This is a genomic window from Elusimicrobiota bacterium, from assembly GCA_016788905.1.
In the GTDB taxonomy this organism is placed as follows: Bacteria; Elusimicrobiota; Elusimicrobia; order FEN-1173; family FEN-1173; genus JADKHR01.
Window position 1 is genome coordinate 1 of sequence record JAEURZ010000016.1, and the last position, 12087, is coordinate 12087.

Annotated in this window: 8 protein-coding genes; 4 read left to right on the top strand and 4 right to left on the bottom strand. The window is 55.7% G+C overall.

The window, feature by feature from the left end; translation table 11 throughout:
• Window positions 1-668: IS66 family transposase zinc-finger binding domain-containing protein (locus tag JNK54_07490; GenBank protein MBL8024106.1), on the bottom strand; the 668-nt coding region annotated here is incomplete at its 3' end.
• Window positions 669-1006: 338 nt separating this feature from the next.
• On the opposite strand from JNK54_07490, the gene JNK54_07495 reads away from it, so the two are divergent.
• From JNK54_07495 to JNK54_07510, 4 genes are read left to right on the top strand one after another with little or no spacing between them, the layout of a single operon-like run.
• Window positions 1007-3259 carry a hypothetical protein gene (locus tag JNK54_07495; GenBank protein ID MBL8024107.1) on the top strand — a complete coding sequence of 751 codons (2253 nt, stop codon included), beginning with the start codon at window positions 1007-1009 and terminating at the stop codon, window positions 3257-3259.
• The gene (locus JNK54_07500; protein MBL8024108.1) at window positions 3256-4353 is read left to right on the top strand and encodes a PorV/PorQ family protein; all 1098 of its coding nucleotides are present in this window, start codon (window positions 3256-3258) and stop codon (window positions 4351-4353) included. Before JNK54_07495 ends, JNK54_07500 begins: the two co-directional genes overlap by 4 nt.
• Window positions 4350-5747 (top strand): OmpA family protein, encoded by a 1398-nt coding sequence (locus JNK54_07505; GenBank protein MBL8024109.1) that lies wholly within the window; start codon window positions 4350-4352, stop codon window positions 5745-5747. The genes JNK54_07500 and JNK54_07505 overlap by 4 nt, the downstream gene beginning before the upstream one ends.
• Window positions 5744-7417 carry a sensor histidine kinase gene (locus JNK54_07510; GenBank protein MBL8024110.1) on the top strand — a complete coding sequence of 558 codons (1674 nt, stop codon included), beginning with the start codon at window positions 5744-5746 and terminating at the stop codon, window positions 7415-7417. Before JNK54_07505 ends, JNK54_07510 begins: the two co-directional genes overlap by 4 nt.
• On the opposite strand, the gene JNK54_07515 is transcribed toward JNK54_07510, so the two are convergent.
• The 3 genes from JNK54_07515 to JNK54_07525 form a co-directional block, all read right to left on the bottom strand.
• Complete coding sequence (locus tag JNK54_07515) at window positions 7404-8117, bottom strand: response regulator transcription factor (GenBank protein MBL8024111.1); 714 nt, start codon at window positions 8115-8117, stop codon at window positions 7404-7406. The genes JNK54_07510 and JNK54_07515 overlap by 14 nt on opposite strands.
• A gap of 186 nt (window positions 8118-8303) precedes the next feature.
• Complete coding sequence (locus JNK54_07520) at window positions 8304-9251, bottom strand: PorV/PorQ family protein (GenBank protein MBL8024112.1); 948 nt, start codon at window positions 9249-9251, stop codon at window positions 8304-8306.
• Window positions 9248-11989, bottom strand: a complete 2742-nt coding sequence (locus tag JNK54_07525; protein ID MBL8024113.1) for a discoidin domain-containing protein — start codon at window positions 11987-11989, stop codon at window positions 9248-9250. The genes JNK54_07520 and JNK54_07525 overlap by 4 nt, the downstream gene beginning before the upstream one ends.
• Window positions 11990-12087: the final 98 nt, after the last annotated feature.

The window sequence follows — 12087 nt, forward strand, 5'->3', positions numbered from 1 at the left end:
GAGACCGGGGCTTCCAGGAGCGACCCCACCTTTTCCTCACACCCGCTCAACGCCCCCAATGACACATCCACACCGAAGAGGTCACGTAAAATCTCTTGTGCCCCACGTTTGCTCAGATGATACGCCCCAGTCAAAAGACCCGACGTCGCCAGAAGCCGGGGACCAAACTGGCCCACTGGAACGCCTTCCGGCAAGGCGGCTCGCGTTTGATGCCCGCATTTCCCGCAGACCAGAGTGTGCTGCCGGTATTCCGTGATGTGCGGGACCACCGGAGGTAATTCCGTCACCTGATGCCGGTCTGGCGAAGGATCGCTTCCCCCCAAGGTCAGGTCGCAATGCCCGCACCGATCGGGTTTGAGTTCCACGACCTCATCCACTGTCGCCGCCAACGCCCGCGACGCTCCCGGATGGCCCGGCTGTCCCCCAGGACGCCGTCCGCTGGTCTCCTTCTCCGGGCGCTCCGTCCCCGGAGGATCCGTCGATGGCGGTTTTGACGAATTCCGAGAGTTCTGTCCCAACCGCGCTTTCAGCTCCGCCACTTCCCGCTCAAGAGCGTCCACACGTTCAATCAAGGGGGCCAGAGCCAAAACCAAATTGATCAGTTCATCCTTGCTGCGAAGCTCTAACGTTTCCCGTGTGAGCCGTGCAATTGTCTTCGGCAGTGCCATGTCGAGAACTGTAGAATATATTTACCAAAAGTACAACCCCTCAATGCTTTTCGTTGTCGACGGTAAATGCGCAATATTTTATTTCAAAAGGGCTTGTCCCCCTGAACGGTTACGATCGGTCTTATTCTACATCGGGAATTCTATTTTCGCATCCCTTATTTTCCCAACAAAAGCCGGTCAAATTCCCCCCTTTCCCTACGCGATTTTTTCGGTTGGATCCCTCACCGCGGTATGGTATTGTCAAAATGGGGAGCAACACGAATTAAGCCTTGCGAGAAAGTCAAACGGGGGATACCCTCCAGAAGGTGCTTTATGTCTATTTAATTTGTGGAGGCAGGATGAGACCAAGTAATTTGTCCATTAAAATAGGCACTGTTATTTTTCTCCTCTGGACAACGTGCGGGGTCCAGGGAGCGCCGACATGGGTGTCATCAAACGTCCCTTCCTCAGGAAATCATCTCCACCCTTTAGGTGTTGACACGGACAACGAGGGGGAACTCTTGACCACATTCTATAGTTTTCAACTGCCTAGCCTACATATCGTATTTTCAGCCTCCACAAAAAATGGGGAATGGGAAGCAGGAGAACGCTCTCTTCAAAGGACCAGTTACGAAAACTATTCCCCAGACCGACTTGCCTGCTTTGATCATCAAGGGACCCCTCACGTTGTTCTGGTCCATACCTCAGAAATCGAATACGCAACAAAGAGTGGCGGAGCTTGGACCCGGGAACACGCCGCGACGTCAGTATTCTCCGCAGGAATTGCCATCGCCTTAGATGGTCTCGACAATCCCCACATTGCTTATGTTGAAGCATTAGGCGGGGTGGATTCCCTTTACCACGGCGTTCGTCAATCAGGAGTGTGGACTTTTGAAGTTGTAGCCGTAAATCCGCACGCCCCTTTGTTTCAACAGAATAAGGTGACGATGGATGTGGATTCTTCTGGTTCCCCCATCATCGCCGCTTTTTCCAACCCTGTTCGCGTTTTCTCCCGAACCAATAACACTTGGGGAGAAATAAAATCATTCCCCTCACCCTGGGGCCAACCGACACTGCGGGTCGATCAAATGGGGAGAACCCACCATATCCTTTCTTCTACCGCGACCGCGCACGCCCGCTATCTTCGTTGGGATAGCGGAGGGAACGTGGAATGGGACCAAACGATGGAGATGACCGGAATGATTTCCCTTGGAGAAAAAACAGATATGGTTATTGACAACGCGAACCAAGCCCATTCGCTCGTTGGCAAAATTTCGATCGATCCCTCCGGCTCATTCACTCCACTCCCCAACCCCGTCTCAATTAATGCATTAAAACTTGCCCTGGTGAAAAACCAGTTTCCGTTCTATGTGGTGGCTACTGGTCAAGCAAGTCCTCTCGTTGTCCTTTCCACATGCATAGGCGGCCCCCCCAGCCAGGCGCAAGTGGTGGCCCGGTCAACCAACAGCCTGACCTGGTCCTTTTCTCCTTCCACGGGAGCGGTGTTGGGGCACCGCCTTGTCAGGACATCGGATGGGGGAGACATTTCTGGCCTCCTGAACCCCGGCATATCTATTTTCACAGAAACAGGAATGGCTCCCAACCAATCCAGCCAGATCATTGTCCAGGCGGTCTTTCCCGGAATGATCCAAGAATCCGCCTCTGGGTCCACAGGATATTCCCTGACTGTTTCACCTCAGAACTTTCAACTGACTCGCTTGTCGGGAAATAGCCTCTCCGCCCATTGGGAGTCTGGAGGTAATATTTCCGGTACCGTCTACCGACTGAGACTAACACCTCCCCAGGGGGATGGCGTCACTTCTGAGACGACCTTGCAGTCTGCGCAACAAATCGTGGACCCTGCGATTCCTTACGCCGTGACCCTGGCCGCGATGAACGGGAATGGTTTTGAAACTTTTCTCTCCACCTTGTCTCGCGCCGCTCAAGACAGCGCGGGGCCATCCTTCTCTTTCGAAATACCTGGAGGGATTGGGGTGGACATCTCACTCGTGGGACCAGGTTCGGGTCCCCAATTGGCGCTCGCGGTCATTTCAGCTGATGAATTGCCCACGGCTCCTTCAAGTTTTGGTGATTACACACCCACCGGCGTTGGATTTAATATTCCCACGAACCAGGCCGTTCCTCTTGGACAAACAGTGAACCTGACTTTACGATACCCCGAAAATACCATCAGACCTTCGGACACAGTGATCCTCGCCCGATACGATTCCGATCGGCATCAATGGGTCCCCCTCTCCACCCAATGGGATACGACGGCACGAACGATGACCGCCCCCACCCGGGCCTTGGGTCTTTTTCAAGTGATGCTTCAAGGGGCACCCCCTGCCGATGTGAAAGGGACCAGGGTATACCCCAATCCCTTCCGCCCCACACTTCATGGGGCGATGGCGATTCAAGAGGTCCCCGCCGGAACCCGCGTTCAAATTTGGAGCGACGGGGGGCGATTGGTGCGGGAATTTGTGACCCAGGGAGGAAACGCCACTTGGGACGGCCGAGACGCCGATGGTGTTTTAGCTCACAGTGGTGTTTACCTTCTGCGCCTCGAACGAAACGGTGAAACGAAACGGGTTCGGTTCATTTTGGAACGATGAAACCCCTGAACCTTTTCATGTTGCTTTGTGTTTTTGCTGTTGCATCTCTTCACGCCAAAGGACGGGCCTCGGTGGTTGGTGAATTTCTGACAATTCCCTTCGGCGAACGGGCTGTTGGAATGGGAGAAACGGGAGCGGCCCTCCCAGAAGACGCCTCAGGTCTTTTTTGGAACCCCGCCACGTTGGTGAGGGCTCCCCGAACTTCGTTAGTCATTGGCCGGGTTCCCTACGCGGAGGGGGCCGCCCAGAACCACTTTCTGGTTTCCCGGGCGGTGGGCGCAGGAGTGTTTGGGGCAGGGTACGGTTCGTTCAGCCACGGAACGATCGAAGGCTCAGACTTGGATGGATTTCCTACCAACACACTAAAACCATTGGACTCCCAAATAGCCCTGGGATACGCCCGCTATTTCCCCGCTGTCCCCTTTCTGGCCGGACACATCTGGGGCGTGTCAGGAAAATATATTTATTCCCGTTTGGAGAACACCGCAAAAACCTACACCTGGGACGTAGGAATCCTTTCCCCTGCCTATTGGAAAAACCGCCTGCGATGGGGCGCCTCTTCCGTGAACAACGGGGGGGCGCTTCAATACAACGACGACCGGGAGGCCCTTCCCCGAACAACCCGTGTGGGAGCTGTTTGGACTCCGCTGAACCGTTGGGTCGCCGCGACCGATTTGGTCAAAGGGACCGATGAACCTCTTGCGGTCTCGGCCGGGGTGGAATACGGGGCGCCGCTCACGTCTTCCCTCACGTTCTTCACACGCGCCGGATACACAACAACCCACGAATCCCTGGATGGCCTGCGATTGGGGTTTGGCCTGGGAATGAAAAACCTGCGTGTGGACTATTCCTTCCGCTTCAACGAAAACGAGACGGCGACCCATGGGTTGGGGCTGACACTGGAATGGGATGAGCGGAAAAAAGGGCTTCCCCCTGCGCTTCAAGCCAAAATTGACCGGGGAAATAAACTCGTCGAAACGGGCCAGTACCCCGAGGCCGTTTTAACATTTCACGACGCCATTAAAACCGATTCCCGTTGCCAAGAAGCGCGGGACGGTTTGGAGCGAGCCTACCGGCTCATGCAAGGGCGATGAGACACGCTAAAATCATACTGGGGTTCGTGTTCATCACCCCATTCCTCTGTGGCGCTACAGCTCCAGTGGCCAAGGAGTATCGCGAAGCGGTTATGCTCTATCGCAAAGGAGAGTTTGTTCAAGCGCAGAAAAAGTTTAACGCCATTAAAACGGACCACCCCAACTATCGCAAAACCACCGCCTATTTGGTTCGATGCCGTGAACGCATTGATCGAGATGGCCCCACCGTCGCTTATTACGAGCGCGCCGCCAGTGAAGCCCGGGACATCCTCAACCAGCGACAAACAATCCTCACTCTTGTGAAAAGTCGGTATTCCGCGGTAACCATTCAAGAAAAGGATGGGGCCATCGCTTTTTCGCTCCCCCCGGAATACATGTTCCCTGGTATCGGCAACGATTTCTCCGCTTCAGGGACAGCGTTCCTTGGATTGGTCAAGGATCTGGCCCTCACGTATCGAAGCCTTTATATGGTGATATTTTCTGAACAGCCGGACACCGCACAAAAAGACGCTAAGCGGCGCGGGGAACGGCGGGCGGTCGCGTTGGGGTCCTTCTTTTTTCGGCAGGGAGGGGTCCCTCCCCAAAACATAAAAATCCGGTCCAGGCCCGGAAAAAATGCTTCTATTCGACTCGAACTCCACACCAGCGCCCCAAACCCGTCGGATAAAGAAATCGCCATTCGTGGTGCCATGGCCGAAGTCGCCGATCCCGTCATCGACCCAGAAAAGGATTGGCCTTTGAGCATCGATCTTTCCCTTTTGGATCCTGCGCGGGTAAAATCCTGGTCCCTTAAAATCATAGAATCCGAGCGCGGCGCATTGGTCCGGGAGTTCAAAGGAACATCGGATGTTTGGGTGTCCCTCCAATGGGATGGGATGGACGAACGTGGCCGAAGGGCTCTCCCCGGTGAATACCAGGCCTTCTTGAGCGCCACGACATTGAACAGAGAACGCCTGGAAGACAGCACCGCCTTCATGATCCGTTCTCCCAAGACAAAGTATACCCGGTCGAGAACACCACAGGCGCCTGTCATTGAACCACCCCCGCCCCCCCTTCCCCCGCAAACACGGAAGTGGTCCCATTTGATCCGATTTTCTTTTAACCAGGCCGATTTGGCCGGAACCGGGGGTCTCGAGGTCAAACAACTGGCCCAAAGCGTTAGAGCGTTCCCGGACGAGGGCGTGGTGATTGAAGGATTTGCCGACCTCAAGGAAGAAAACACGGACACTCTGGCCCGCCGTCGGGCCGAAAAAATCCGTTCCCTTCTCATCGAAAAACACGGTATCCCAGCCCATCGGCTCACCGTTCGCGCAAAAGAACCACGCCATGCCCTGGAAGGAGAATCCCTCCACAAATGCGTGGTGTTCTTTGTGGAAACGGAGAAGGCGCCATGAAACTGACGGTTAAATTTATTGGGGTGACCCTGGTGGCCTCCCTGGTCCCGCTGACATGGGTGGGAATCCGGGTCGTACGCGAAACAGAATCCTCTCTCCGGGCCAGTACCGAACGACTTCAACGGGGTCTGGCCGAACGGACCGCGGAAGCCGCGAAAACCCAGATGGATGGTGCGGTGAACCTGCTTACCCTCGCCGCTCGAAACATCGATGGAAATCGGCCAGGGACGGCCGCCCTCGAGCCCCTCCTCAACAACTACCCCATCCTCATGGATCTCTGGGTTTACGACGCCAAGGGTCAGCCGCGGGCCAATCTGCATCGGTTGGGCCCCGCCCCGGGAATTCCACCGAAGATGTGGGGCGCCGTGCGGAAAGAAATTCAAGAACGCGGTTATTTTTCGGGCCCCTGGGAAACTCCCAAAGGAACCGCCCCGCGTCGGCTTATTGCCGTGCCCCGCGTGGATTCGTCCCTCCGCACGGTGGGCTACGTGGTCGCTCGCATCAACCTTTACGTGCTCAGCGAATCCTTGCAAGGCCTTGACCTGGGGACGGAAGGACAGGCCTACTTGATCACGAAAAAAGGCGATTTGTTGGCCCATTCCCTTTCGGAAAACATTTTCAGATCAGGGTTTACCCCTCCGCCCGATTGGATTTCAACCGATTGGATCGATGGAGAACACAGGGACCCTGAGGGACAGCAGATTCTCGTGGCCCGTGCCCCCTTAGCAGAACAAGACGCCTGGGCCTTTTATCTCCAACCCATCGAAACCGCCTTGGCAACGGTAACGGCGCTCAAAAAAAGGATCCAGAGGTCCTTGCTCCTGGCCGCGGGATTCGCCGCGCTCTTGGCCTTGGGCCTGAGCGGGTTTATCACCCGCCCCCTGCGAAAATTTCTCTCCGCCGTTCGCGGAATGCAGGAAGGTCACTTTGACAGCCTGGTGGACGTTCGTTCATCCGACGAATTGGGAGAGATCGCCCAGGCCATCCGGGACGCCCAGCCGGTTTTGGAAAAAAAAGTTCGAGATTCGGTCCTCGGGAAAATGTCTCGGCTTCTCAGCCACGACATGCGCCAACCCATCCAAGCGCTCCGGAACTCCCTGGACACCATCGTTCAACACGTGACCGGAGCTGACGACACCGCCCGACGTCATTTAACACTCAGCGGAGAAGCGCTGGATTGGATGGACGATTTTATTGAGGACATCTTAACAGTGGGACGGGAACGGCCCCTCGTTCCACGGCGCATGGATCTAGGACAAGTGGCACAAAACGTTTTGGCAAAATTGAAAATTCCGGACGGCATTGTCGTCACGAAACTTTTCGCCGCGAACTCTCCCCCGTGCTCCGTAGACGAAAAAGAAGTGCGGAAGGCTGTTGCCAACCTGATTAAGAATGCTTTCGAAGTGTTGGGGAACGCGGGACGTATTGAATTGACCACTCGGCCGGCCGAGGGAGGCGTTTCATTAACGATCAGCGATAACGGGCCGGGCATCCCGGAAGAGAAGAAGGCGAAACTTTTCGAAGAATTCACGACAAAAAGTTCGGGAACGGGATTGGGGTTATTGGTGGTGAAACGTGTCATGGAACGGCACAACGGGAAAATCGAAATTGCCAGCGGGCCCCAGGGAACCCACGTCACGCTCTGGTTCCCTCTCTCTATTTCGGGTTGAGATCGGGCTCCGCGTCGTCGGCCGAAATCAAACCGTATTTCACCGCCAAACACACCGCGTGGCTTTGATTCTTGGCCCCGAGTTTCTCATAAATGTGTTCCAAATGTTTTCGGACCGTGCTTTCGGTCGGTCCGCCCCCTTTTTCTCCTAAATGGGTCGCAATTTCTTTCATCGTTAATCCCGAATGGGCCGCTAACTTCAGGACCTCCAGTTCCGCTCCGGTCAGTTTGGTAAACCCCGTATCCACTTCATCGTCATCGGCCCCCCGCACCGCTTGAAAAAGACGACGACGGAGAGTGTCTTGCGGGGGCAACGAACCACCCAAAATCCGAAGCAAGTGCCCCACGACCGCAGCCGCGGTGGCGTCTTTCTTAAATAGATAATCGTCGGCCCCCGCCCGAATCGCTTCCACCACATGGGACTGATCCTCATACATTGAGAAAACCACGACTTGGATCCCCGGGTTCGTGGCTTTAATTTTCCGCACCGTACTGACCCCATCCAACCGAGGCATCCCCAAATCCACCAGCGCGATATCGGGTTTATGCCGTTCCACCGCTTCAATGGCGGCCACGCCATCCCCCGCCTGGGCCACCACTTTCAGTTGGTCCGAACAATGGTCGTCGATAAAAGTCGCAATGGATTCCCGCATCAGGGGATGGTCATCCGCCAAAACAATTCGATATGTTTTCTTATCCATGGTCACCCCAAAAGTTCGAAACAGATCGTCCACCGGTCCCTCAATAGGACCAACTCATTGTATATTCCATTCGAAATAAATTCCATGTTATTTTATTTTCAAGTCGATAAAATTCGTGAAGGGGTATCGAGCGGTTTGCCCCGGGACCAGGCTGGGAGGAATCCTGGCCCCGGGAGAAGTCAACCGCTAAAAGGAATAGCTGAGGGAGACCCGGTGGGCGTTCCCTAAATCGTCCACAGGGGAAAAGGCGTAATCAACGGTGAGGTGAGAATACTGTGCCCCAAACCCTACCGTGGTTCCCGCAAGAACGCCGAGGTCTTGACCCGTGGTCCCCGACCAACCGGCACGACCGATCAGGAGCCAGCCTGTCGTGGGAACCCAATGTCCTTCGTTCCCAAGGGACAGCGTGGGAGAATCGTCCCGGGGAAACTTAAGGTCACAGGTCACGAGCCAAGGAAGAAGAGGGCGAAACGCCACACCCCCGCTTAGCTCTACCGGCAACGGATGGGACGCGTCAGCCAGTTTCAGTTTTCCCCCCAAATTGCGCGCCGCGACACCCCAATGGAACCGATCCGACCAATACCCCGGGGAGAGGACACCCAAATCCACCGCGAACGTCGTGTCTGAGTGAACCACACGTGAAGTCACCATTTTTCCCGCCCCACCAAACGACCACTCTCGGAATTCCCTTCCGTAACCCAGGCTGACCGCCCAATCGATAGGGTGAAAATTTCCGATCGGGGTACCATCGTAACTGTCCGTTTGGGTCAGGGTCCCCCCATCGAAGTACCGGAGCCCCACCCCGATCCCTCCCCCAAGAAAAGGTTGGGCGTAGATCCCATTGGAATAGGCGGTTTCATCCAGATAGGCGGAATGGCCCAAAGTGGCCTGACGTCCGGTGAGGGAAGCAAGCCCCGCGGGATTCCACGCAAGGGACGCGGCTTCCCCTTCCAAGGCTGTGACCGCTCCCCCCAACCCCGCGGCCCGAGCATTGACCGGAAGTTTCAGAAAGGGCGCCGCCGAAGTGCCCCGCGCCTCACGCGAGAAGGCCCCCCCGAAAGCGACTCCCCCGCAAAGAGTGAGGACGACCACCAGGATTGTCTCCTTCCCGTGCTTCAAAATAACCCCCATCATTCGACGCCCACTCGAATGTTCTTTTTCTGCCCATCTTTTTCGATGACGCCCAGATACACCCCGGGGGCAACCGCGCTCCCATGGGCGTTTCGCCCATCCCAACGGGTGACCCCTGCACTATCCGCTGGAGGGAGCTCACGAACCTGTTCACCCGCCACGGTAAACAGTTTGACGTTTGATCCCACGGGGACATCGGTCATGTAAAACAAGGGGTCTCTCCCTGGGCGAAAAGGATTCGGAAAGGCCCTCACGTCCGCCATTGAGTTTCCAGGAATGGACAACACCCCCGTGGCTCCATCAACAGGACTGGACTCCCCAGCGGGGCCAACGGCAATCAATCGACGGTAATATTGACCCCTTGGGCGGAGCCCCGTTTCCACGTAAGTCTCCGTATTGGCCGGAAGCTCGGCCAACAACGTGTAGGGCCCCAGGGCGGACTCCGCGCGATAAAACCGGTACCCCGTTTCATCATCAGCATTGTCGGTCCAGGTCCAACGCACGGTCTGGCGATCGAGAATCTCCGCTTTCAGATCACTGGGCCCCCAATCGCCGACCTTCATCGAATAGAGGGAAAAACCCCAAACGGTTCCAGACACTCCGCCCCGTTGATCTCCGTACATCCGGATCATCCGAGCTGTGGTGCGCGGGAACCAAACCACATCGTCCCCACCATCCCCATTCGTCACGGTGGCGACCGTCGTCCAGACCACATTGTCGTCCGAGGTTTGGATCCGATAATCCTTTCCGTGCGCCGTTTCCCATTTCAAGCGAACATAGCTCAGGGGTGTGGGTTTTCCGAAATCCACCGCGAGCCATTGATCGTCAGACCAAACAGACTCCCAACGGGTGGCGGGATCATCGTCGAACGCGTTGACAGCCGGGTTGCCATTTTTTACGGAATAGGAAAAATATCGGGGACGTTCCCCTGTGGATACAAATCCGGCCCGAGCCAGAGCCGTTGCCACGATCGGATTTCGCGTGAACGATTCGCGAATAAGATTGGATCGATAATTTTCTATCGCCAGGATAATGGGACCGTTATCCAAACCCAGGGCATAGTCCGCCCGTTCGTTCGCGGACGTGCTGAACGAATCCGTAAACCCATGGCGCCCCCAGATGGCGTGTTTATACTGGAAAAACATCTTTCGGGCCGAAGCGATGGATTCCGTTGGCGTCATGGGGATCGACGCCAGCGGTCCCGTGGGGGCCGCCGTTCCGTCCCGGGTTCCGTCCGGGACACTCCCATACACCTGGTAACCGTTGTTCTTTGTGTCACAAGCGGTCAATCCCCAAATATCGGGTTCATACCGGGAATCCGACGCGCACAAGGCGCGATCCCGCTGTGTGGCTTGTACCGCCGCGTCCCAATAGTCAGACACCCCGTCATTTTTGTTGCGGAAGTCATAATAAAGGTTGTGATACTGGTGGACAAACAAGGGGGGCAAGTGCATAAACTCGTAGATCCCCCCTCCCGTGGCATTGGATCCGTGACGACGCATTTCCACCCAAGCCCGGGCTTCAATGGGATGAGTGGGGGACGCCAAGGCCAGAAGGTTTACGAAAACCGATTCCGCATACATATTCCACCAGGCCGGAATAAATGAACCTCGGTCCGGAGCCATTATTCCACCCGCCTCCGGGTTCCACCCCATTGAGATAAAGGGATTGTTTACCCCCCCCCGCTGAGTAAACCAATCCCATTCCATCGCCCGGTAGAGGGCATCCGCTTTTTGAGCAATCGTGGGGTCGGTGGTTCGAAAATATTCACCCGCTTGAAGTGCGCCCAAAATGAAGAGCGCGGAATCCACCGTGGAGACCTCCGAAGTATAATTCCGTTGACCACTGGTCCAGTCCACAAAGTGATACCACATGCCGTGGTAACTTCGTGCGGGGTCCAGCTGCATTTGCCGGAAAAAATCAAGCGTCCCCTGAACCCGCTGGCGAGCGGCTTCAGGAGAAATCCATCCTCGCTCTGCCGCGACGGTCAAAACACTTAGCCCAAATCCCGTGGTCGCAACGCTGGCGGTGGTAAAAGGCTGTTCCATCCAATTTTTCGATTTATCACTGATCAACCCCGTTCCGGGCCCCGCCTCGTTCCAAAAGTACCAAAACATCTTCTTTTGAAGAAACCCCAATACGTCGTCATCCGAAACCGATTGAACTTTGATTTCAATACCCGATATAAAGGCACTGTCCGCCAAAACCTGAGGAAAGGTTAACTGGATACGCTCATTTGAAACACGGACTAAAAAGGTTTGGGCCCAAGGGATGGCTTGCCCCCCCGCCTGGGCAAAAACATCCAAATCCTCCAAAACCACTTGACCTTGCAGCGCCACATCAAAAACCCGGGCTCCGACACTGGTCCAGCGGGTCTCGGCGAAATGAAGGGTCACGCGGTAATCCCCATTGGGCAAATCCACTCGATAGCTCATTGAGGAATTCCCCCACCGGTGAGTGCGGTAGACTTCTGGGATGTCGGTCAAGGTGGGGGAGATGACCACCCCAGACCCCTCCGCGTCGAATGCGGTTCCCCCCGAAAAACCCCAGCGGTTGAGAGCGGAAAAATCTTCATCTTGAACCCAAAAATCGCCCCGCGGGTCGGTTAGGTCCCAACCTTCCGCCCCACAGTTGAGGCGAAAGACCTCTTCCCCGCTGGCCGACGATTTGGGCATGGCCCCATGGGACAAGCTCAACCCGAAAAAGAAGGAAACAACGAAACCCACGTGTTTTTTAATCAAGCCCCCCCCTTTTCACGAAAACAAATCCCAAAATAGACCCAAGAGGATTCGCCACGCAACGACATGCCCACGAGGGCATCAACATGCAAAACTATACT